The 20524-nt window shown below is 71.5% G+C and carries 21 protein-coding genes; 11 read left to right on the top strand and 10 right to left on the bottom strand.

Annotated elements, in window-relative coordinates; genetic code table 11:
- The first annotated feature begins 7 nt into the window (after nt 1–7).
- From Q8X39_RS01725 to Q8X39_RS01705, 5 genes are all read left to right on the top strand, one after another.
- Nucleotides 8–463: a gamma-glutamylcyclotransferase family protein gene (locus Q8X39_RS01725; RefSeq protein ID WP_305747900.1), complete on the top strand. Its 456-nt coding sequence runs from the start codon at nt 8–10 to the stop codon at nt 461–463.
- An 8-nt stretch (nt 464–471) separates the two neighbouring features.
- Entirely contained in the window at nt 472–873 is a 402-nt protein-coding gene (locus Q8X39_RS01720; protein WP_305747899.1) for a PPC domain-containing DNA-binding protein, read from the top strand.
- A gap of 83 nt (nt 874–956) precedes the next feature.
- Nucleotides 957–1427 carry a methyltransferase family protein gene (locus Q8X39_RS01715; RefSeq protein ID WP_305747898.1) on the top strand — a complete coding sequence of 157 codons (471 nt, stop codon included), beginning with the start codon at nt 957–959 and terminating at the stop codon, nt 1425–1427.
- 57 nt (nt 1428–1484) lie between these two features.
- Nucleotides 1485–2204, top strand: coding sequence for an SDR family NAD(P)-dependent oxidoreductase (locus Q8X39_RS01710; protein WP_305747897.1), 720 nt, complete (start codon nt 1485–1487; stop codon nt 2202–2204).
- 35 nt (nt 2205–2239) lie between these two features.
- Nucleotides 2240–2551 carry a hypothetical protein gene (locus Q8X39_RS01705; protein ID WP_305747896.1) on the top strand — a complete coding sequence of 104 codons (312 nt, stop codon included), beginning with the start codon at nt 2240–2242 and terminating at the stop codon, nt 2549–2551.
- Nucleotide 2552: 1 nt separating this feature from the next.
- Here Q8X39_RS01705 and Q8X39_RS01700 read toward each other — a convergent pair whose 3' ends face one another.
- The 3 genes from Q8X39_RS01700 to Q8X39_RS01690 all read right to left on the bottom strand — a co-directional run bounded on the left by Q8X39_RS01700 (nt 2553) and on the right by Q8X39_RS01690 (nt 5797).
- Entirely contained in the window at nt 2553–3008 is a 456-nt protein-coding gene (locus Q8X39_RS01700) for a hypothetical protein (protein WP_305747895.1), read from the bottom strand.
- Nucleotides 3008–4531 (bottom strand): tyrosinase family protein, encoded by a 1524-nt coding sequence (locus tag Q8X39_RS01695; protein ID WP_305747894.1) that lies wholly within the window; start codon nt 4529–4531, stop codon nt 3008–3010. The genes Q8X39_RS01700 and Q8X39_RS01695 overlap by 1 nt, the downstream gene beginning before the upstream one ends.
- Before the next feature lie 99 nt (nt 4532–4630).
- Entirely contained in the window at nt 4631–5797 is a 1167-nt protein-coding gene (locus Q8X39_RS01690) for a phytanoyl-CoA dioxygenase family protein (protein ID WP_305747893.1), read from the bottom strand.
- 116 nt (nt 5798–5913) lie between these two features.
- Between Q8X39_RS01690 and Q8X39_RS01685 the strand changes: the two genes are divergently transcribed.
- Nucleotides 5914–6936, top strand: a complete 1023-nt coding sequence (locus tag Q8X39_RS01685; protein ID WP_305747892.1) for a LacI family DNA-binding transcriptional regulator — start codon at nt 5914–5916, stop codon at nt 6934–6936.
- On the opposite strand, the gene Q8X39_RS01680 is transcribed toward Q8X39_RS01685, so the two are convergent.
- Both Q8X39_RS01680 and Q8X39_RS01675 read right to left on the bottom strand, forming a co-directional pair.
- Complete coding sequence (locus Q8X39_RS01680; protein WP_305747891.1) at nt 6937–8103, bottom strand: four-carbon acid sugar kinase family protein; 1167 nt, start codon at nt 8101–8103, stop codon at nt 6937–6939. It lies immediately after the preceding gene.
- A complete protein-coding gene (locus Q8X39_RS01675; RefSeq protein WP_305747890.1) occupies nt 8100–8957 on the bottom strand; it encodes a DeoR/GlpR family DNA-binding transcription regulator in 858 nt (285 codons plus the stop codon). The genes Q8X39_RS01680 and Q8X39_RS01675 overlap by 4 nt, the downstream gene beginning before the upstream one ends.
- 163 nt (nt 8958–9120) lie before the next feature.
- Between Q8X39_RS01675 and Q8X39_RS01670 the strand changes: the two genes are divergently transcribed.
- From Q8X39_RS01670 to Q8X39_RS01650, 5 genes are read left to right on the top strand one after another with little or no spacing between them, the layout of a single operon-like run.
- Nucleotides 9121–10167 carry a Bug family tripartite tricarboxylate transporter substrate binding protein gene (locus tag Q8X39_RS01670; RefSeq protein WP_305747889.1) on the top strand — a complete coding sequence of 349 codons (1047 nt, stop codon included), beginning with the start codon at nt 9121–9123 and terminating at the stop codon, nt 10165–10167.
- A gap of 50 nt (nt 10168–10217) precedes the next feature.
- Nucleotides 10218–11273, top strand: a complete 1056-nt coding sequence (pdxA, locus tag Q8X39_RS01665; protein ID WP_305747888.1) for a 4-hydroxythreonine-4-phosphate dehydrogenase PdxA — start codon at nt 10218–10220, stop codon at nt 11271–11273.
- Between the two features lie 25 nt (nt 11274–11298).
- A complete protein-coding gene (locus tag Q8X39_RS01660) occupies nt 11299–12498 on the top strand; it encodes a sialidase family protein (protein WP_305747887.1) in 1200 nt (399 codons plus the stop codon).
- Nucleotides 12495–13658, top strand: coding sequence for an iron-containing alcohol dehydrogenase (locus tag Q8X39_RS01655; RefSeq protein ID WP_305747886.1), 1164 nt, complete (start codon nt 12495–12497; stop codon nt 13656–13658). The genes Q8X39_RS01660 and Q8X39_RS01655 overlap by 4 nt, the downstream gene beginning before the upstream one ends.
- Nucleotides 13659–13687: 29 nt before the next feature.
- A complete protein-coding gene (locus Q8X39_RS01650) occupies nt 13688–14455 on the top strand; it encodes an HpcH/HpaI aldolase family protein (RefSeq protein ID WP_305747885.1) in 768 nt (255 codons plus the stop codon).
- A 39-nt stretch (nt 14456–14494) separates the two neighbouring features.
- On the opposite strand, the gene Q8X39_RS01645 is transcribed toward Q8X39_RS01650, so the two are convergent.
- From Q8X39_RS01645 to Q8X39_RS01625, 5 genes are all read right to left on the bottom strand, one after another.
- Nucleotides 14495–15328 (bottom strand): shikimate dehydrogenase family protein, encoded by an 834-nt coding sequence (locus tag Q8X39_RS01645; RefSeq protein ID WP_305748252.1) that lies wholly within the window; start codon nt 15326–15328, stop codon nt 14495–14497.
- A gap of 59 nt (nt 15329–15387) precedes the next feature.
- Nucleotides 15388–17325 carry a bifunctional sugar phosphate isomerase/epimerase/4-hydroxyphenylpyruvate dioxygenase family protein gene (locus tag Q8X39_RS01640; RefSeq protein WP_305747884.1) on the bottom strand — a complete coding sequence of 646 codons (1938 nt, stop codon included), beginning with the start codon at nt 17323–17325 and terminating at the stop codon, nt 15388–15390.
- Nucleotides 17326–17494: 169 nt separating this feature from the next.
- Nucleotides 17495–18499 carry a DctP family TRAP transporter solute-binding subunit gene (locus Q8X39_RS01635; protein WP_305747883.1) on the bottom strand — a complete coding sequence of 335 codons (1005 nt, stop codon included), beginning with the start codon at nt 18497–18499 and terminating at the stop codon, nt 17495–17497.
- A 75-nt stretch (nt 18500–18574) separates the two neighbouring features.
- Complete coding sequence (locus tag Q8X39_RS01630; protein ID WP_305747882.1) at nt 18575–19852, bottom strand: TRAP transporter large permease subunit; 1278 nt, start codon at nt 19850–19852, stop codon at nt 18575–18577.
- A gap of 36 nt (nt 19853–19888) precedes the next feature.
- Nucleotides 19889–20437, bottom strand: a complete 549-nt coding sequence (locus Q8X39_RS01625) for a TRAP transporter small permease (RefSeq protein WP_305747881.1) — start codon at nt 20435–20437, stop codon at nt 19889–19891.
- Nucleotides 20438–20524 lie beyond the last annotated feature (87 nt).

Below are 20524 nucleotides of genomic sequence, written 5' to 3'. Positions count from 1 at the left end.
ACGACCGATGAACCCCGGTCACGCCCGCATGCCCGTCTTCCTGTTCGTCTACGGCACGCTCAAGGACGGTTTCCCCAATCGCCACCTCAACACCGGCCGCCGCGTCGGCGGCCGCTACCGCACGGTCCGGCCCTGGCCGCTGCACGTCGTGCAACTGCCCCACGAGGACCGCGCACCCTGGCTGCTGGACGCCCCCGGCACCGGCCTGCAGGTGCGTGGCGAGGTCTTCGAGGTCGACGAGACGGACCTTCAGGCCATGGACCGCTTCGAGGAAGTCGGCCTGCCAACCGGCTACGTGCGGGTCGCGATCGAGCTGGAAGCCATCGACGCGGGCCCATCGCGTCTCCAGGCCCACGCCTACCTGAAGCCGCCCGAGCAGCTGCGCGACTGCCTGGCGGTCGAGGGCCCGTTCGACGAGTACACGCTGGGGTTGGCGCAGGGGTATTGGCTGGGGGTGGGGTGACGCACGACATGCCCCCTCACCCCCTGCGCCTGAATCCCGGCGACGACCTGAGGCTGGCGCTGGAAGCGTGGAGTCGCCCGTACCGATCCGCCTTTGTCATCGCCGGCATCGGCAGCCTGCACGATGCGCGCATCCGCTGGGCGGGGGCCGCCGAGGCAGAGACGGTGGAAGGACCACTGGAGATCATCAGCCTGTCGGGCAGCCTGAGCCCGGACGGTGCCCACTTGCACATCGCCGTGGCCGACGCGCAGGGACAGGTGCGGGGCGGACATCTCGCCGCCGGCAGCCGGGTCCGGACCACCGCCGAGGTTCTGGTGGCAGACCTGCCGGGATGGCAGTTCCGGCGCGAGCAGGACGCTGGCACGGGCTACCCGGAGCTGGTGATTCATCCGAGGCGGCATCCGGGCTGAGCGCGATGCCCAAGGCGCCACGGCGCTTCGGCGCTGCGGCGCTTCGGCGCTACGATCGCCGCCCACCCCACCCTGCGCCCGCCGTGCCCACCCTCGACACCCTCGACACACGCATCCCCGCCCCGGTCATCGCCGGACTGGCCGGCCTCGTGATGAAGGCGGCGACGCTGCTGGCCGGGTTGCGCATCGATCCGAGCGCCTGGCGCATGCACCTGGGCGTGGCGCTGTCGCAGCTCAGCGCGGTGATCGCGCTGGCGGCGCTGGCCACGATGTGGCGGGCGCGGACGACCCTTAATCCGATCCATCCGGAGCGGGCCTCGCGGCTGGTCACCGGCGGGATCTTCCGGCTCTCGCGCAATCCGCTGTACCTGAGCCTGTTGCTGCTGCTGGTGGCCTACGCGGTGCGCATCGATGCCTGGGCCGCCTGGCTCGGGCCGGTCGTGTTCTGGGCCTATGTGACGCGCTTCCAGATCCGCCCGGAGGAACGTGTGCTGGCCGACAAGTTCGGCAGCGCCTATGACGCCTACCGGCGGCGCACGCGGCGCTGGATCTGAGCCTCGCGCGTGCCGCGCGTGGTGTCCGACGACGTTCCTGAAAAGGCCTTGCCCACCATGAAACTCGCCCTCGTCACCGGCGGCTCGCGCGGCCTCGGGCTGGCGCTGTGCCAGCAGCTTGAACAGGCCGGCTGGCAGCTGCGCGAGTTCTCGCGCAGTGCGCCGCATGCCCATTCGGTCCGGGTCGATTTCGCCGATCCGGATGCGGTGGTCGACGCGGTCGAGGCCACGCTCGCGGCGATCGATCCGCTGGCCTGCACGGAGCTGCTGGTCATCGGCAACGCCGGCACGCTGTCGCCGATCGGGCCGACCTGGCGCCAGCCGGCCCGCACGCTGCGCCAGAACCTCGATGCCAACCTGACCTCGGCCATCCTCTTCCTGGCGACGGTGGTGCGGCACTTTCGAGCCGCACCCTGCCGCAAGACGATCCTCACCGTGTCCTCCGGCGCCGCGACCAAGGGCTATGCCGGCTGGTCGCTCTACAGCGCCAGCAAGGCCGGCCTGGAGGGCTACATCCGCGCCCTGGCCGCCGAGGAAGCCCGCGAGCCGCAGCCCTTCATCGCCGTGTCGGTCAACCCCGGTGTGATCGACACCGCGATGCAGGCGCTGATCCGCTCGACCGATGCGGCCGATTTCCCCGAGGTCGAGCGCTTCCGCCAGCGCCACCGCGACGGCCAGCTCGCGACACCGGCCGCCGTGGCCGCGTCCATCCTGCGGCTGGCTGCCCGCGACGACCTGCCCGCTGGCGGCGTGGTCGACGCCGCGCCGGGCCGTTGATCCCGTACCCACACCCTCACGAAAGCACCGCCACCATGGGACAAGCCCGCCAGCGCGGCAGCCTGGAACAACGCCAGCAAGCCGCCATCGACCGCCAGCTCGCGCTGCGGCCGAAGTTCATCACCTGCAACCACTGCCAGGCCACGCTGACCGACATGGCACCGGTCGACGTGTCGGCACTGCCGGGCGTCTCCGCCGCCTTCGAGGCCCATTGCCCGCACTGCGAGCACGACACCTACGCCATCAAGGGCGAGCCCGAGGCGGTCGCCCGCCTGCATGCCGCGATCGAGCAGGCGGCCGGCAGCAGCAGCGGTGCGGGCGTCGTGCCTGCGGCCAACAAGGGCTGAATCAGCGCGCCGGCAGGCCCGCCCACTGGGCCTGCACCGACACCCGCGCGAGACCGGGCGAGTCGACCTGCAGGACCAGCCCCGCGCCCGCCGCCGATGTGCGGCGGCTGGCCTCGACCAGCGCCGGCGGCACCCGCACGACGAAGGTCGCGGCGACGTCCGGCGGATGGAGGCTCCAGCTGCCCAGCCGCGTGCGCTGCGCGGGCTGGTCGGCCGGGTAGAGGCTGGCATGGACCGTCAGCGACGCCGGCGCGGTGCCGCCGACCGGGGCCGCCGGGCTCACGCGGATGCGCAACACGGCGGCCTCGGGTGGTGCAGCCGGCAAGCGGATCGTCCAGGCCTCGGACCGGTTCGGGTCCGGCACGGGGTCCCCACCGGCGGCCGCGCAGGCGGCCAGCGACAGCAGCGCGCCGATCACGGCGGTCGCGGCCGTCGCGGCCGTCGCGGCGGTGCGCATCACTTCGCCACCGGTTCACCGCCAAGCGGACGCGGCGCGGGCGCGCTGCCCTGCGCCAGGTGCAGCTCCAGGCTGGCCACGCGCAGGGACTTCTCGCGCGGTGGCTGCTGATCGGACTGCGGCACCGCGACGAGCTGCACGCTCAGGCTGGGGTCGACCGCGAGCCCGGCCGCGCGCATCTTCTCGATCGCCGCGCCGACGTCGACCACGAAGGCGGCGTTGCTCATGACGCCACCCGCATGGGCATGTGTCTGGGTATGGGCATGGTGGGCCTCGGGATCGTGGAAGAACGCGAAGCTGCCGACGTAGTTGGGCAAGTCGGTCGAGGTCGACGGACCGGCCTGCGGCAGGCCGATGAAGACCCGCACGAAGTGGTCGCCACTGGCGGGCTGTTCGGCCGGCACGATGCGCAGCAGCAGGCGCTGCGGTCCCTTGCGGCTGACCTGGGCGAGCACCGCCGCGTTCTCGATCGCGAGCGGTCGCGACAGCGCCTGGCCCACCGGCACCTCGAAGGCCTCCGAGCGAGCCAGCGTGGCGACGCGGCGCAGCTCGACCGGCCCGCCTTCCTGCAGCAGCTTGCGCAGCGCGACCTCGTCGGTGATGCGCCACGGCGGCAGGATGCGGCCGCAGAAGGTGAAGGGATCGGCGTCGAAGCGGTAGCTCAGCAGCGGCGCCAGGTTGAGCAGGCCGACGGTGATGTTCTGGATCAGGTTGCCGTCCTTGTCGCAGAACATGCCACCCAGGCTGAGCTGGTGCCAGGCCGGGTCGTTGGTGTTGGCGTTGCCGCGAACGCCGTTCCAGTCCCACCAGACCCGCTCGATCATGTTGTGGTGCATCCAGAAGATCGGGTCGCGCGGCGACTGGTAGCCGCCCATCACGCCGCCGACGAAGCCGTGCACCGAGTTGTGCGGCGTGCCTTCGAGCGTGCCGTAGCCGACCGGCGGGCGCAGCGCGGTGGCCGGGTCGCTGGCGAAGAGGTTGAAGTTGGTCTCGTCGAGGATGCCGTCCATCACGGCCGGGCCGACCAGCGAGTCCGCCAGCGCGGCCGGCGGCACGCCGGTGCGTCCACCGACGAACAAGGGGTCGGACGCGTCACCCAGGAAGGGCGCCGGCAGCTGGCGCTGGCAGGTCCAGTTCCAGTACGGCAACGCGAAGTCCTGCTCGCCGGTGAGCTGGCGGCAGATCTGCTCGAAGTACAGCAGGTAGGCGCGGTGCCAGGGCAGGAAATACCAGTTGCCGTGCGGGCAGAAGTCGAAGTGGATCTGGGCCTGCGCGTTCCAGCTGCGCCGGTCGGACGCCGGCAGCGCCTTCATCGCGGCGACGGCCGCCCGATAGGTCTGGATCACGGGATCGTTGTCCGGCAGCGTGCGCAGGCTGCGCCGGATCGGCCGGTTGCGGATGCGCTCGAGCAAGGCCTCGCAGCCACCCAGCGCGAAGGGCGCGCCACCCAGCAGCGACAGGGCGCCGAGGCGGCCCAGTCGATCCAGCGCGGTGCGCCGGCCCACGGATTCGATGGTGTTCATCGCCGTACTCCTCCGCCCGTGAGGGGCGGCAGGTGCATGGTCCCGCGATGACGCGCGGCCGTCAGCCCTCAACTGGATGACGCGACGGCGCCGGGCTCCTCAGGCCCGCTGCGCCGTCGCCCGCCCCTGCAACGCCTCGGCGAAGCGCGGCGGCGCCCAGCCTTCGGCCAGCGCCAGGCGCATCAGCGCCTGGTGGCTCTGCGGCGCGAGGCCGCCCAGCGGCGGGTCGAGGTCCAGGTTGGTCGGGAAGGCATAGCCTTCGGCGCAGCAGGCGATGGCGCACGAGGCCGCGTCCAGGTCGAGCCGGCCGGCCGCCAGCTCGGCCCGCAGCACCGGGTAGAGCGCCAGGCTCATCGCGACGCGGTCGACGCTTTCCATCGCCCGGCCGAAGGCCGACGAGACCTGCAGCAGGTTGCCCATGCGGCGGATGTCGGTGGTGCGGTTGGTGCCGGCGGCATGGATCAGGGCCGGGTTGAAGAACACCGCATCGCCCTTGCGCAGCGGCAGCTGCACGTGCTCGCGCGCAAACAGCGCGTCGAACGCGGGCCGGTGCGCGACCAGGTAGCCGGGCTCGTACTTGTGCGAATGCGGCAGCAGCAGCGTCGGCCCGCTGGCCAGCGGCATGTCGACGTGGGCCACCGCGCCCTGCAGCGTCAGCGCCGGCGACAGCCGATGGACACGGGCCGGCCAGGCGACGGCCTGCTGTGCGCTGCAGAAGCCGAGGTGGTAGTCGCGGTGCGGGTCCTGCGCCTGGCCGCCCGGGTTGACGCAGTTGATCTGCGAGGTCATCTGGTACGCCGGGCCGAGCCAGGCCGTGCTGACTGCCGCCAGCATCGGGTTGGCGTAGTAGTGGGCGAACAGCGCCGGCTCGCGCAGGCAGAGCTTCTGCAGCGCGTTCCAGACCCGGCTGTTGCTGCCGGCCTTGGCGAAGTGGTCGGCGCCAGTGCTGGTGGCGCGCTCGTCCTCGATCAGGCGCTCGAAGGCGGCGGTGACGGCATCGAGCCGGTCGAGGTCGTCCCAGGCGCCCGACAGCACCAGCACGCCGGCACCGTCGGCGAAGACCTCGTGCCATTCGGCCATCAGCGCGCGGGCGGAGGCCGGATCGGCCAGCAGCGGACGCAGCGCCGCGCCGTCGTAGATCGGCACGCCACGCGCCAGCTCGGCGGCGTGCGCTGGCCTGGCCGCGCCGCGTCCGGCGTCGAGGATGGCCTGCAGGTCTTCAACGCGGCAAGCGTCGGCATCGAGCCAGACGGGGTGGTGGTTCATGCGGGGTCTCCGGTGCGGGAACAGGTTCGGCAAGCACCGTAGCGTAGGGAGGGACGTCCGTCCCGGCGGCGGCAGAATGCATCAGGAATCCATCAGGACCGCATCGACTTCCCGCCATGGCCCGCCCCTTTCTCGTCAAGGACATCGCCCTGCAGGCCGGCGTCAGCACGGCCACGGTCGACCGCGTGCTGCATGGCCGCGAGAACGTGCGCGAGCACATGGTCCGTCGGGTCGAGCAGGCCATGGCCGCGCTGGAGCGCCAGCGCGGCCAGGTCGGCCTGGTCGGTCGCAAGTTCATGATCGACCTGGTGATGGAGACGCCCGCGCGCTTTGCCACCGAGGTGCGCGACGCCCTCGATGCCGAGATGGCCGCGCTGCGGCCCGTCCTGTTCCGGGCCCGCCACGAGACCCGCGAGGTCTGGTCGCCCGACGGCATCGTCGAGACGCTGGCGCGCATCGCCCAGCGCGGCAGCCACGGCGTGCTGCTGAAGGCACCGGACGTGCCGGCGGTGAACGCGGCGGTGGCGCAGCTGACCGGACTGGGCATCCCGGTGGTGACGGTGGCGACCGACCTGCCGGCCTCGCGGCGGCTGGCCTACGTCGGCCTGGACCATGCGGTGGCCGGCCAGACCGCCGCCTGGCTGATCGGCCAGTGGCTGGGTCCGGTCCGTCGCGCCGCCGTGCTGGTCTCGCTCAGCAGCGTGCGCTTCCGGGGCGAGGAAACGCGCGAGAGCGCCTTCCGGCTGGCCCTGCAGCGCGAGCATCCGCGCCTGCGCACGGTCGACGTCAGCGAAGGCCACGGCCTGCACGAACGCACCGCCCGGCTGGTGCGCCAGCGCCTGCGTGCGCACGAGGACCTGGTGGCGGTCTACTCGGCCGGTGGCGCGAACGCGGCCATCCTGGAAGCCTTCGAGCTGGAGGGCCGCCGCTGCCGCTGCTTCATCGGCCATGACCTGGATGCGGACAACGTGCGGCTGCTGCGCGAGCGCCGCCTCCACGCGGTGCTGCACCACGACCTGCGCCACGACATGCGCCGCGCCTGCCTGGCGCTGCTGGCCGCACACGGCGTCAGCGGCCTGGAGCCGCCACCCGGCCTGTCGCCGGTGCATGTGGCGACGCCGTTCAACCTGCCCGGCTGATCAGGGCCGGGCCAGCACGTCGACCAGGTCGCGGTCGCCACCGAAGGCGCCCGAACGGGTGCGGCACGACACGCCGTCCCAGGCCCCGCCGCACAGCCGGGCCTGGCCCCAGCCGGGCTGCGACGGCGCGGCCATCGAGCGCAGCGCCTGCGCGCCCGAGGCCCGGCACAGCGCGAGCAGCGTGTCGCCGCCGACGACCACCAGCGCATCCGGCCGGGGCAGGCGCGCGACCAGGGCCCCGGCATGCGCGTCGAGCCGGCGAAGTGCCTCGTCCGGCGTCAGGCGCTCGGACGGCGCCAGGTCGAAGCCGGCGGTCAGCGGGCGGTGGCGGCGTTCGCCACGACCGATCCGTTCGATGAGTTGATCGCGTGCCGCCGGGTCCGCATGACGGGCCATCGGCAGGGCCGGCTGCGCTTGCGCCAGCGCGTCCCACTGCCGGCGCGAGACCGCGTGGTGGCTGGCGCTGACCAGCAGGCGCAGCCCACCGGGAGGGTCTGTCGCGGGCTCGGCGCCCGGCATCGCCGGCAGCGCGCCGACGGCGGCCAGCGCCTGCGCCAGGCCGGCGCTGCCGACCCACAGCCAGCGCTCGGCCGGGTGCTCTGCCTCGTGCGCGATGACGGCCCGGGCGCAGGCCAGCAGGTCGGCATCGCTGCGGGCCTCGGGCAGCCAGATGCCGGCACCTGGGCGCAGCTCGGCATCGACCGCCCGGCCACGCGCGCGCATCGCCTCGCGCATGGACACGCCGGTGGGCTCGACCGCCGAGCCTCCGGGCGGGCGCAGCCACAGGCGGCCGTCGCGGGTCTCGCGGCCCTGCGCCGGGAAGGCCGGCGCCAGCAGCACCCGCGTGCAGCCGAGGGCGCGGGCGGTCGCGTCGATCTCGTCGAAGCTGTTGCCGCGCAGCAGGCTGTCGACCTTCTTGAAGCCGCGCACGCCCGGTGCGCCCAGCCAGGGCCAGGCCGGTGCGAGCGCTTCGGCCAGGGCGTCGGGCGGGATGTCGCGGGTGGCGGTGGCGAGGACCTCGATGGGCGCACCGGCCGGGGCCGCCGACGCGTCGCCCGGCCGGCCCAGCCACACCGGCACGCCAGCCCCGAAGGCGGCGGCGGTGTCGAGCGCGCCGGTCAGGTCATCGGCCAGCACGCGCAGCCGCCGCAGGGGCGGGCCGCTCATCGCCGGCAGCGCGCGATCGTGACCTGCAGCGACAGCGCGCGCAGCCGCTCCTCGTCGGCCGCGCCGATGCCATCGTCGGTGATGACCTCGTGCAGCTCGCCCAGCGTGGCGACCTGCATGAAGGCGCGCGGCCGGAACTTGGAGGCATCGACCAGCAGCCGGCGGGTGGTGGCGGCGGCCATCAGCGCGCGCTTGGTCGCCGCCACTTCGGCCGAGGTCTCGGACAGCACGCCGTCGGTGACCGCATGCGCGCCCATCAGCAGCACGTCGGCGCAGATCGTGCGGGCCTGTTCGACCAGGCTCTGGCCGGTCACCGTCGGACTGCCAGGACGCAGCACGCCACCGAGCAGGTGGACCTGGATCTGCGCCGAGCCGCCCAGCAGCTGCGCGATGGTCAGGTCGTTGGTGACCGCGATCAGCGGGATGTTGCGGCGCAGGGCCGCCCGGGCGGCCTCCAGCACGGTGCTGCCGCTGTCGAAGATGACGCTCTGGCGCGGCAGCAGCGCGTCGGCGGCGAGCCGGCCGATGGCCTCCTTCTCCAGCGGCGACAGCTCGGCGGCGGCGCCGGCATCGGGCTCGAAGGTGCTGTATTCCTGCTGGCGCAGCAGCGCGCCGCCGTGGGTCCGGTCGATCACGCCCTCGGCAGCCAGGCCGTCGAGGTCGCGCCGCAGCGTCGACACCGACACGCCCAGCGCCTGCTCCAGCTGTTGCAGCGTCACCGCGCCATGTCGGCGCAGGAAGTCGACGATGTGCTGGCGGCGCTGCGCCGGCAGCAGCGGGACGACGGTGCCGTCGGTCGCGGTCGTGCCACCGGCCAGCGGCGTGGAAGCGGGGAAATCGGCGGGCGTGCTCATGGCGAAATCATGGCACAGGCGGTGATGGGTTGTGAACCCTATTGACCGTTTGTGAAAGCTTATGGAACATTTCAGCCCATCGAGCGCCACAAGACGCCAAGACCCATCACCGGCCACCGACCTCGGCGGTCCTCCCCCAACGGCTCACACAGGAGACAAAGCCGTGTACGAACTGACCCAGACCGAACTGACCCAGACCCGTTCGTCCGCCCCGGCCGCACGCGAGCACGGCCGCCGTCGCTGGCTCGCCGTGATGGCCGGTGCCACGCTGGCCGGCCTGCTCGCCGGCACCGCCCTGCCGGCCGCCGCGCAGGGCTTTCCGAACAAGCAGATCACCTTCGTCGTGCCCTACCCGGCCGGTGGCGCCAACGACATGCTCGGCCGCCTGATCGGCCAGAAGATGGGCGAGGCGCTGGGCCAGCCGGCCCTGGTGGACAACAAGCCCGGCGCGGCCGCGCTGCTGGGCGCCAACGCGGTCGCCAAGGCCGCGCCGGACGGCTACACGCTGCTGATCGGCGGCCTGGCCACGCATGCCGCCAGCCCGAACCTGCTGAAGGCCGACTACGACCCGCTGAAGGACTTCGAGTCCATCGGCCTGATCGGCAGCGCGCCGATCATCGCGATCACCTCGCTGGAGTCGCCGTACAAGTCGCTCAAGGAGGTGGTCGATGCGGCCCGCAAGGACCCGCGCGGCGTGATGTACGCCTCCTCCGGCAACGGCTCGCCGTTGCACCTGGCCGGCGAGCTGTTCACGGCCAACGTCGGCGTCGAGATGACGCACGTGCCCTACAAGGGCGGCAACGCGCACATCATGGATCTCATCGGCGGACGCGTGCCGGTGATCTTCGACACCGCGACCAACTCGATGCCGCTGCTCAAGGGCGGCAAGGTCCGCGCGCTGGCCATCGGCACGGCCAGCCGCATCGCCGACCTGCCCAACACGCCCACCTTCGCCGAAGCCGGCTACCCGCAGTTCCAGTTCACGGCCTGGTATGGCGTGTTCGCGCCGGCCAAGACGCCCAAGGACGTGGTCGCCAAGCTGTCGGCCGCGCTGGGTGCGGCGTTGAAGAATCCGGAGGTGATCAGCAAGCTCAACGGCGTCGGCCTGAGCGTGGCCAGCGGCGATTCGGCCGAACTCGCCAAGCTCGTGCCGGTCGAGTACGAGCGCATCGGCAAGCTGATCAAGACGGCCAACATCAAGGCCGACTGATCCTTCCCCCGGCCGCCGGCCTGCCCTGTCCTCGCATCGAAAGCTGACCCATGCACGCACCCACCCGACTGGCCTTCACGATGGGCGACCCGGCCGGCATCGGTCCCGAGATCATCGCCAGGGCAACCCGCCGGATGGCACCGCTGCGCCGCGATGGCACGGCCGAGTTCATCGTGCTGGGCAGCGCCGAGGCGCTGCAGCGGGCCGAGCAGGCGCTGGGCCTGCCACCGCTGGACGATGCCGGCCAGCCCTTCTACCGGCTGGTCGATGTCGGCCCGGTCGACGCGCCGGTGCCGGTCGGCCAGGTCAGCGCGGCCGGTGGCGAGTGGGCCTACCGCGCGGTGGCACAGGCCGCCGCGCGGGTGCAGGCCGGCGAGGCCGATGCGATCGTCACGGGGCCGCTGTCCAAGGAAGCCCTGCACCTGGCCGGCCACCTGTTCGAAGGCCACACCGAGCTGCTCGCCCACCTGACCGGCCAGCGCGACGCGGTGATGATGCTGGCGCACGGCGAGCTGCGCGTCACCCACGTCACGACCCACTGCGCGCTGGCCGACGTGCCGCGCCGCATCACGCCGCAGCGCCTGCGCCGGGTCTTCGACGTGACGCTGGACGCGCTGCACGCGCTGGGCGTGCAGAACCCGCGCATCGGCGTGGCCGGCCTGAACCCGCACTGCGGCGAGGGCGGCATCCTGGGCACCGAGGACGACGCCATCGTCGCGCCGGTGGTGGCCGAGTACGCGACACGCGGCATCAGCGGCCCCTGGCCGGGCGACACCATCTTCATCAAGCTGCGCGCGCAGCAGTTCGACGCGGTCGTGGCGATGTTCCACGACCAGGGCCACATCCCGATCAAGCTGCTGGGCTTCCACGTCGACCCGGCGACGGGCAAGTGGCAGGCCATCAGCGGCGTCAACATCACGCTGGGCCTGCCCATCCTGCGCACCTCGGTCGACCACGGCACCGCCTTCGACATCGCCGGCAAGGGCCTGGCCAACGAGGACAGCCTGGTCGAGGCGGCCGAGTACGCGCTCAAGCTCGTGAGCGGCCAGCGCGCCGCCGCGGTGGCCGCAGCCGCTGCGACGGCCCCGGCCGCCCTGTCCTCCTGAGGCCGGGCATCGCCGGGGAACACCGATGAACACGACCCTCTCTCCCGCCGGTCGGACCGACGGCATCCTGCGCCCGCATGCCGAGGACCCGCAGCGCCAGGTCGCCGACCTGCCCTCGCCCTGCGTGCAGGCCCATGCCGCCAACCTGATGGTGCTGGGCGACGGCGCACTCGGCTGCGTCTGGTTCGGCGGCACGATGGAAGGCCGCTCGGACATCTCCGTGCACTTCTCTCGCCTGGCGCCCGGTGCGTCCGGCTGGTCCGATCCGGTCCTGCTGTCGCACGACCCGGATCGCTCCGAGCAGAACCCGGTGCTCTTCCCCGCGCCGGACGGGACCTTGTGGCTGCTGCACACGGCGCAGACCTCCGGCCACCAGGACACCGCCTTCGTGCGCTGCCGCGTCTCGCACGACCACGGCCTGAGCTGGGGCCCCGTGCGCACGCTGTTCGACGCACCGGGCACCTTCGTGCGCCAGCCCGTGCAGGTGCAGCCCGACGGCGCCTGGCTGGTGCCGGTGTTCCGCTGCCGCACGCAGCCGGGCCTGGCCTGGGACGGCTCGCTCGACGACGCCGCCGTGATGCGCTCGACCGACCAGGGCCGCAGCTGGCAGACCCTCGCCGTGCCCGACAGCCTCGGCTGCGTCCACATGAACATCGTGCCGAGCGCCGACGGTCGCCGCCTGCTGGCCTTCTACCGCAGCCGCTGGGCCGACCACGTCTATCGCAGCACCAGCGACGACGGTGGCCTGAGCTGGCAGCCGCCGCAGCCGACCGGCCTGCCGAACAACAACTCGTCGATCCAGGCGATCCGGCTGCGGGACGGCCGGCTGGCGATGATCTTCAACGCTTCGAGCGCGGCCGATGCGCGCGAGCGCCGGGTCTCGCTCTATGACGAGCTGGACGACGCACCGGACGACGCAAGCGCTGCCATGCCGCCCGCCGCTGCCCCCGGACGCCGCGCCTTCTGGGGCGCGCCGCGCGCCCCGCTGACGCTGGCGCTGTCCAACGACGACGGCCTGAGCTGGCCCCATCAACGCCACCTCGAGACCGGCGACGGCTACTGCATGACCAACAACTCGGCCGACCGGCAGAACCGCGAGTACTCCTACCCGTCGATCCGCCAGAGCGATGACGGTGCCCTGCACCTGGCCTACACGGTGTTCCGCCAGCACATCCGCCATGCCCGCGTGATGCCCGACTGGATCGTTGCCGGAGCGGCACGATGAACGCCCCCGCCACGCTGCACCAGGCCGGCCAGGTCGTGATCGGCGCCGGCTCGCTGGGCCAGCTGCCGCAGCTGCTGCGCGGCCTGCGCACCGGCCGCGCGCTGCTGGTCGTCAGCCGCAGCGTGCGCCGCGCCGGCCTGCTCGATGCGGTGCTGGCCGGGCTGGATGCGGCCGGCATCGGCCACGTCATCGTCGACGACACGCCGGCCGAGCCGGACGTGCAGGACGTCGAACGCACGCTGGCGGCCTCGAAGGCGGCCGGCGCCTGCGACGCCGTGGTCGGCATCGGCGGGGGCAGCGTCATCGACGTGGCCAAGATCGCCGCGGTCGTGCTGGCTCATGACGTGAGCCTGCGTGACCTGCTCGCCAAGCGCGTGCCGGTTCCCGGCCGCGGCCTGCCCACCGTGATGGTGCCGACCACCGCCGGCACCGGCGCGGAGGCCACGCCCAACGCGATCGTGCTGGTGGCCGAGGACGCGCTGAAGGTCGGCATCGTCGACCCGCACCTGGTGCCCGACGCGGTGATCCTGGACGCGCAGCTGACCCTGACGCTGCCGCCCGAGGTCACCGCCTCGACCGGGATGGATGCGCTGACCCACGCGATCGAATGCGTCTGCTCGCGCAAGGGCAACACCTTCAGCGAGCTGTACGGGCTGGAGGCGATCCGCCTGATCGGCCGCAGCATCCGCCGCGCCGTCGCCGATGGCCACGATGCGAAGGCGCGCGAGGACATGCTGCTGGGTGCCTACTACGGCGGCGTGTGCATCGCCACGTCCAGCACGACGGCGGTGCATGCGCTGGCCTACCCGCTGGGCGGCACCTACCGCATGGCGCACGGGCTGTCGAACGCGATCCTGCTGCCCTCGGTGATGGCCTACAACCGCATCGGCCAGCAGGCCCGCTTCGCGGCCATGGCACGCGCGATGGGCGTGCCGGTCGAGGGTCTCGACGACGAGGCCGCCTCGCGGGCCTTTGTCGACGCGCTGCGCCAGCTCAATGCCGACCTGGGCGTGCCGGCCGACCTGCGCGGCCTGGGCATCGGCGCGGCCGACCTGGACGCGCTGGTCGACGGCGCCGCCAAGGTCACGCGCCTGCTCGACAACAACCCGCGGCCGATGACGCGCGACGACCTGCGCGCGATCTATGCCGAGCTGATCTGAAGCCCCCGCACACCACCCGAGGCGACGCCATGAACTCCCTGCCCGTCAACACCTTCAAGCAGGCGCTGGCGCGCCAGCAGCGCACCATCGGCCTGTGGGTCACCTTCGCGCACCAGCCCATCGCCGAGGTGCTGGCCGATGCCGGCTTCGACTGGCTGCTGTTCGACATGGAGCACAGCCCGACCGACCTGCACCAGGTCGGCCAGCAGCTGCTGGCGGTGCGAGGCCGACCGGTCGCGCCGATCGTGCGCATCCCCATCCACGACATGGGCTGGACCAAGCGCGTGCTCGATGCCGGCGCGCCCAACATCATGGTGCCCAACGTGCGCTCGGCCGCCGAGGCCCGCGAGGCCGTGGCCTGGACACGCTTCGCGCCCGAGGGCCTGCGCGGCGTCGCCGGCAGCACGCGGGCCGGCAACTACACCCGCTACAAGGACTACATGGCGCGCGCCAACGACGAGGTCGGCGTGATCCTGCAGATCGAGTCGCAGCAGGCGCTCGATGAACTGGACGCGATCTGCCGCGTCGACGGCGTCGATGCCGTGTTCATCGGACCTTCCGACCTGGCCGCCAGCCTGGGCCATCGCGGCGCATCCGGCCATCCGCAGGTGCAGGCCGCCATCCGCGCGGCCATCGCCACCGGCCGCGCCGCCGGCAAGCCGGTCGGCATCCTGGCCGCCGATGGCAAGGCCGAGCACTACCTCGAAGCCGGCGCCACGATGGTCGGCGTCGGCACCGACCTGCACCTGCTGATCGCCGGCGCGGGCGCGGTGGCGCAGCGCTACCGGGCCGCGTGAAAAGGCCGTCCAGCGCCGTTCAAGAGCCGCCGATGGGCCTCAATACTTCAAGGTCGCGATCGAGCGCAGCACCTCGGGGGTCGTGCTCGGGAAGCCGAAGTATTCGAGGTAGGCGGGGATCTGCTCGAACAGCATGTCCGAGCCGATCTGGTAGGGACAGCCGCGGGCGGCGGCGGCGCTGAGGAAGGCGGTCATCTCGGTCTTCATGACGACCTCGCCGACGAAGGTGGTCGGGGCGATGCGCGAGACGTCCATCGGCATCGGGTCGCCCTCGTTCATGCCCATCGGCGTGGCGTTGACGACCACGTCGTGGCCGGCCGGGTCGTTGCTGCCCAGGCTCACCCGCAGATGCGGGTAGTGGCTGCGCAGGCGCTCGCCGAGCGCCTCGGCCGATTCGGCGCGGGCGTCGTGCAGGCCGATGGCGGCGACACCGGCGGCCGCCAGCGATGCGGCGATCGCCGAGCCGACCCCGCCGCAGCCGACCACCAGCACGCTGGCGCCTTTGAGCACGCGGCCCTTGCGCAGCACGCCGCGCACGAAGCCCTCGCCGTCGAACATGTCGCCCTGCAGGCGGCCGTCGGGCAGGCGTCGCACCGCGTTGCAGGCACCGGCGATGGCCGCGGTGGGCAGCACCTCGTCGACCAGGTGGGTGGTGACGACCTTGTGCGGCATCGTGATCAGCGCGCCCCGGATGTTCGAGAGCTGGAAGACCGAGCGCAGGAAGGTCGCGTAGTCCGGGCTCTGGCAGCCCATCGGCACGACGACCGCGTTGACGCCGGCCTTCTCGAACCACGGGTTGTAGATCATCGGCGCCTTGAAGGCATGGGTGGGAAAGCCGATGTGGGCGACGATCTCGGTGTTGCCGTTGATGATCATGTGCGTGCTCCTGGGATGCGGGTGGAGGGTTCGGAGGTGGCGTTCAGGACGAGCGCTCAGGTCGCTGCGGGTTGACCGGGCTGCCGGTCCCGCCATTGCGCCATCGCGGCCAGCCGGAACGGCGCGTTGGCCGTGCCGTAGCCGGCGTAGCCACCGCGACGCTCGACCAGCTCGAAGTGGAAGCGCTCCTCGAAGGGCAGCAGGTAGAGCTGCAGGAACTCGGCCCCGCCGGGTTCGCGGTCGTAGAGGATGCCCAGCTCGCGCATCGCGGCGAGCAGGCCGGGCTCGACGTCGTACTTGGCCAGCACGTCGTCGTGGTAGTTGTCGGGGATGGGCAGCAGCGGCGCACCGAGCGCCTTCAGGCGCCGTGCCGTGGCCACCAGGTCGGGCACCGCCACGGCGATCTGCTGGATGCCCGCGCCGCGCTGGCGCGAGACGCTGCGCGCCACCGACGTGTTCTCGCGTTCGGAGACCGTCACCGACAGGCGCACCGCCCGGTCGAGCGACTCGATCTCGCGGCTGCGGATCACGCCGTAGGGGTCGTGCAGCACCACATTGCGCTCGGGCACCAGGCCCAGCACCGCGCGGCTGAACAGGGTCCAGGGTTCGACCTGGCCGGCCGGCACCGCATGAACCAGGTGGTCGATGCGCGCACCCTGGCCGAAGGCACCGGCGACGTCCGCGCCAGCGTCCAGGATGAAGTCGGCCTCGAAGGCATGGCGGCCGTCCTGGGACGAGGCGCAGAAGTAGATCAGGCTGCCGTCGGGCGCACGCACGGCCGGGATCGCCAGCTCGTTCTGGCCGATGCGGCCGATCGCGCGCGGGCACAGCAGCGCCTCGGCACGGGCCACGGCGGCGGCCGGATCGGCACCGGCCAGCGCGACCGCGCAGACCGAGGGGCCGTGCATCTCGAAGTGGCTGCGGGCGAAGGAATCGGCCTCCAGGTTGAGCACGATGCGCACGTCGCCCTGGCCGTACAGGTCGACCTGCTTGGAGCGGTGCCGGCCCATGCTCACGAAGCCGGCCGAGGCCAGCCATGCCGCCAGCACGGCACCGGCGGCCGGGTCGACCGCGAACTCGATGAAGGACCAGCCGTCCAGCCGGGCCGGCGGCGGCGGGTCGAACAGCGGCACCTTGTAGGGCGGCGGAGGCGGCTGCATCGCGGCGGACTCGGCGGCACGGTCCAGCCGCACCTGTTCCTCGAGCCACAGCAGCGAGCGCATCGCGTCGACCGCGTTGGAGCGCGCCGGTGCGGCGCGGAACTCGTCGTTGAAGATCTCCAGCGACAGCGGGCCGTTGTAGCCGGCGTCCAGCGCCGCGCGGGTGAACCGGGCGACCTCCAGCTCGCCCTGACCGGGGAAGCAGCGGTAGTGCCGGCTGTGGGTCAGCACGTCGGTGTTGACCCAGGGCGCGTCGGCCAGCTGGACGAAGAAGATCTTGTCGCCGGGGAGTTGGGCGATGCCGCTCGGGTCGTCGCGCAGGGCCAGCGTGTGGAAGCTGTCGAGTGCCAAGCCGAGGTGCGGATGGTCGACCCGGCGGACGATGTCCCAGGCCTGGGACCACAGCTTCACCTGGCTGCCCCAGGCCAGCGCCTCGTAGGCCACGCGCATGCCGCGTCGGCCGGCGCGTTCGGCCAGCTGGGCGAACTGCTCGGCCAGCACGACCGGATCGGCCACCGCATCGGGCTGCACGTTCGAGCACACGAGGATGGTCTGCGTGCCCAGTTCCTGCATCAGGTCGAACTTGCGCTCGGCGCGTTCGAGGTTGCGGGCCAGCTGGGCCGCGCTGGGCGCATCGAAGTCGCGGAAGGGCTGGAACAGGTCGATGCTCAGGCCCAGGTCCTCGCACATCGTGCGCACGTCCTTGGGCGATCCGGGGAACTGCAGCAGGTCGTTCTCGAAGATCTCGACCCCGTCGAAGCGCGCGGCGGCCGCAGCCTGCAGCTTCTCGCGCAGCATGCCGGATAGGGAAACGGTCGCAATTCCGCGTCGCATGGGGATGTCTCGTGAATTCGGGGAGGAGCGGACCGGACGCGCGGGCTGCGCGCCGGAGCCGTCGTCGGGCATGCCGGAGGTGGCATGCCGGTCGACCGTCGGGCCGGTCGACCTTGTCGTTTCCGGGCGGTCCGCGACACCCAAGGGGGACGCGGACCGCCCATGCGCCTTACTTGCGCAGCTTGGCCAGCTCGGCCTGGACCTCGGCCACGATCGGGCCGGCCGATGCGCTGTGCTTGTCGATCACCGGCTTCATCTTCTCGCGCAGCTTGGCCACTTCGGCGGCCGGCAGCGTCGTGACGTTCATGCCGTTCTTCTTGAGCAGCTCGAGGTTGTTGGCCAGCGCGGCACGGGCGGCTTCGCGCTGGGCCTTGACGGCCTCGTCGGCGGACTCGTCGATGATCTTGCGCTCGGCCGGGCCCAGGGTGTCCCAGACCTTCTTGCTGAAGATGACCGACTGCGGGTTGTACTGGTGGTTGGTCAGCGCCACGTTCTTCTGGACTTCCCAGAACTTGTTGGCCGCGATCACCGAGATCGGGTTCTCCTGGCCGTCGATCGCGCCCTGCTCCATCGCGGCATAGACCTCGGGGAAAGGCATCGGCGTCGGGTTGGCGCCGAGGGCCTTGACCCAGTCGACGTTGATGCCGTTGGGGATCACGCGCAGCTTCAGGCCGGCGATGTCGTCGACCTTGGTGATCGCGCGCTTGCCGGTGGTGATGTTGCGGAAGCCCAGCTCCCAGTAGGACAGGCCGACGATGCCCTTGTCGGCCAGCGCCGCGTGCATCTTCTGGCCGAGCGGGCCGTCGGTGATGGCGTCCGCTTCCTTCTCGTTGTTGAACAGGAAGGGGAAGTCGAACACCTCCAGCGCCTTGACCTCGCTGGCCAGGATGCCGGAGTTCATGACGGCCATCTCGACCGTGCCGCCCTTGATGGCCGACAGCGTCGCCTGGTCGCTGCCCAGCGTGCCGTTGAGGAACAGCTGGACCTTGATCTTGCCGCCCGACTTGGACTCCACCGCGGCCTTGAACTTGTTCATGCCGGCGACGGCCGGGTGGCCTTCGGGGCCGTTCAGGCCGAACTTGAGCGTGCGCTCGCGGATTTCCTGGGCCGAGACGGCACCGACGGCGGCCAGGGCCACGCTGGCCAGCAGGGTCTTGAGGAACAGTCGCTTCATGTCTTGTCTCCGTGGACGTTGGTGGGGGAAGGGAACAGGGGAAAAGGGAACGGGGAACGGGGAACGGGGAACGGGTCAGTAGAACCAGCGCGCCGGCACCATGACCAGTTGCGGGAACGCGATCATCAGGAACATCGCGGCGAACTGGGCAATCATGAAGGGAATGACGCCCTTGGTGACCTCGTCCATCGACATCTTGCCGGCGCCGGCCACCGCGTTCAGCACGGTGCCCACCGGCGGGGTGATGAGGCCGATCGCGTTGTTGATGATGAAGAGCACGCCGAAGTAGACCGGGTCGATGCCAGCGGCCTTGACCACCGGCATCAGCACCGGCGTCAGCAGCAGGATGGTCGGGGTCATGTCCAGCGCGGTGCCCACGACCATGGTCAGGACCATGATGGCCAGCATCAGCAGGCGCGGGCTGTCCAGCAGCGGCTGCAGCAGCTCGACGATCTGGCCCGGCAGGTTGGCCACGGTGATCAGCCAGGCCGACACCATCGCCGCAGCGACCAGGAACATCACGACCGCGCTGGTCTTGGACGCCGAGATGAACAGCGGCACCAGCTTCTTGAAGTTCAGCTCGCGGTAGATGAAGGTCGAGACGAACAGCGAATACATCGCCGCGACCACGGCCGCCTCGGTCGGCGTGAAGATGCCGAACTTCAGGCCGAAGACGATGATCAGCGGCAGCACCAGCGCCCAGCCGGCCAGGCGCATGGCTTCGAGCACCTCGCCGAAGCTCTTGCGCGGGGGCGGGGTGATCTCTTCCTTGCGGCACAGCCACCACCAGGTCACGACCAGCGACAGGGCCAGCCAGATGCCCGGGAAGATGCCGGCCATGAACAGCTTGGTGATCGAGACGCCACCGGCCACGCCGAAGATCACGAAGCCGATCGACGGCGGGATGATCGGGGCGATGATGCCGCCCGAGGCGATCAGGCCGGCCGAGCGGCCCTTGTCATGGCCCGCCTTGACCATCATCGGCAGCAGCAGCGCCGCCAGCGCGGCCGCGTCGGCCACCGCCGAACCCGACAGCGAGGCCATGATCACCGCGGCCACGATGGTCACGTAGCCCAGGCCGCCCTTGACGTGGCCGACCAGCGCCATCGCGAAGTTCACGATGCGGCGCGACAGGCCGCCGGCGTTCATGATCTCGCCGGCCAGCATGAAGAAGGGCACGGCCAGCAGCGGGAAGCTGTTGGCGCCTTCCAGGAGGTTCTGGGCCAGGATCTGGGCATCGAAGTTGCCCATGTGCACCATCAGCGCGACGCCGCACAGCAGCAGCGCAAAGGCGATGGGGACGCCCAGCGCCATCGCGGCGAGCAGGGAGCCCAGGAAGACGATCACGGTCATGTTGTTTGCCTCGTTGTCGTTGTGCGGGTCGGCGTCTCAGCGGCCGGCGGTCGGTGCGTCGGCCTCGCCGTGCGGCGCCTCTTCCGACTCCTGGATCAGCATCAGGTGGTCGTCGTCGATCTGGCCGGTCAGCAGGCGCACGAGGTCCATGATGAGGATGGGCGCGCCGAGCACCGCGAAGGTCATGCCGCTGGCATAGAACCAGCCCATCGACGCTTCCATCACCGGGCTTTCGGAATCGACGTTGACCTTGTACTGCTCATAGCTGCCCTGGAACAGCAGCCACAGCACATAGAGCATCAGCGCCAGCGACAGGCCCATGCAGATGCGCTTGCCGGTCGGGCCGAGCTTGCCCACCAGCATGTCGGTGCCCAGGTGGGCGTTCTCGCGCAGCGCGATGACCGCACCGAGGAAGGTCAGCCAGACGAACAACCAGCGCGACAGTTCCTCGGACAGCGTGAAGCCCGAGTTGAAGCCATATCGCATCACGACGTTGCCGAACACCAGCACCACCATCACCGCCATCGCGGCGGCGATCAGGTAGCCGATCCATCGGCAGTAGCCGGCGATCACCTTGTCAATCATCTTTGTCTCCTCGTGGAAAGGGTATGGCGCTGGCTGACGCGCCGGGTCGGAATTCTGGTCGGTCGGCCGGCCCGCGACAGCCGGGGC

The organism is Leptothrix discophora, assembly GCF_030705305.1.
Taxonomy (GTDB): domain Bacteria; phylum Pseudomonadota; class Gammaproteobacteria; order Burkholderiales; family Burkholderiaceae_C; genus Sphaerotilus; species Sphaerotilus discophorus.
The sequence above is the reverse complement of the archived record's forward strand: the minus strand, read 5'-3'. Positions and strand labels throughout refer to the sequence as shown.

Coding starts and splice junctions, on each gene's coding strand:
- Q8X39_RS01725 (WP_305747900.1), top strand. CDS start 8: ATGAACCCCGGTCACGCCCGCATGCCCGTCTTCCTGTTCGTCTACGGC.
- Q8X39_RS01720 (WP_305747899.1), top strand. CDS start 472: ATGCCCCCTCACCCCCTGCGCCTGAATCCCGGCGACGACCTGAGGCTG.
- Q8X39_RS01710 (WP_305747897.1), top strand. CDS start 1,485: ATGAAACTCGCCCTCGTCACCGGCGGCTCGCGCGGCCTCGGGCTGGCG.
- Q8X39_RS01705 (WP_305747896.1), top strand. CDS start 2,240: ATGGGACAAGCCCGCCAGCGCGGCAGCCTGGAACAACGCCAGCAAGCC.
- Q8X39_RS01700 (WP_305747895.1), bottom strand. CDS start 3,008: ATGCGCACCGCCGCGACGGCCGCGACGGCCGCGACCGCCGTGATCGGC.
- Q8X39_RS01695 (WP_305747894.1), bottom strand. CDS start 4,531: ATGAACACCATCGAATCCGTGGGCCGGCGCACCGCGCTGGATCGACTG.
- Q8X39_RS01690 (WP_305747893.1), bottom strand. CDS start 5,797: ATGAACCACCACCCCGTCTGGCTCGATGCCGACGCTTGCCGCGTTGAA.
- Q8X39_RS01685 (WP_305747892.1), top strand. CDS start 5,914: ATGGCCCGCCCCTTTCTCGTCAAGGACATCGCCCTGCAGGCCGGCGTC.
- Q8X39_RS01680 (WP_305747891.1), bottom strand. CDS start 8,103: ATGAGCGGCCCGCCCCTGCGGCGGCTGCGCGTGCTGGCCGATGACCTG.
- Q8X39_RS01675 (WP_305747890.1), bottom strand. CDS start 8,957: ATGAGCACGCCCGCCGATTTCCCCGCTTCCACGCCGCTGGCCGGTGGC.
- pdxA (WP_305747888.1), top strand. CDS start 10,218: ATGCACGCACCCACCCGACTGGCCTTCACGATGGGCGACCCGGCCGGC.
- Q8X39_RS01660 (WP_305747887.1), top strand. CDS start 11,299: ATGAACACGACCCTCTCTCCCGCCGGTCGGACCGACGGCATCCTGCGC.
- Q8X39_RS01655 (WP_305747886.1), top strand. CDS start 12,495: ATGAACGCCCCCGCCACGCTGCACCAGGCCGGCCAGGTCGTGATCGGC.
- Q8X39_RS01650 (WP_305747885.1), top strand. CDS start 13,688: ATGAACTCCCTGCCCGTCAACACCTTCAAGCAGGCGCTGGCGCGCCAG.
- Q8X39_RS01640 (WP_305747884.1), bottom strand. CDS start 17,325: ATGCGACGCGGAATTGCGACCGTTTCCCTATCCGGCATGCTGCGCGAG.
- Q8X39_RS01635 (WP_305747883.1), bottom strand. CDS start 18,499: ATGAAGCGACTGTTCCTCAAGACCCTGCTGGCCAGCGTGGCCCTGGCC.
- Q8X39_RS01630 (WP_305747882.1), bottom strand. CDS start 19,852: ATGACCGTGATCGTCTTCCTGGGCTCCCTGCTCGCCGCGATGGCGCTG.
- Q8X39_RS01625 (WP_305747881.1), bottom strand. CDS start 20,437: ATGATTGACAAGGTGATCGCCGGCTACTGCCGATGGATCGGCTACCTG.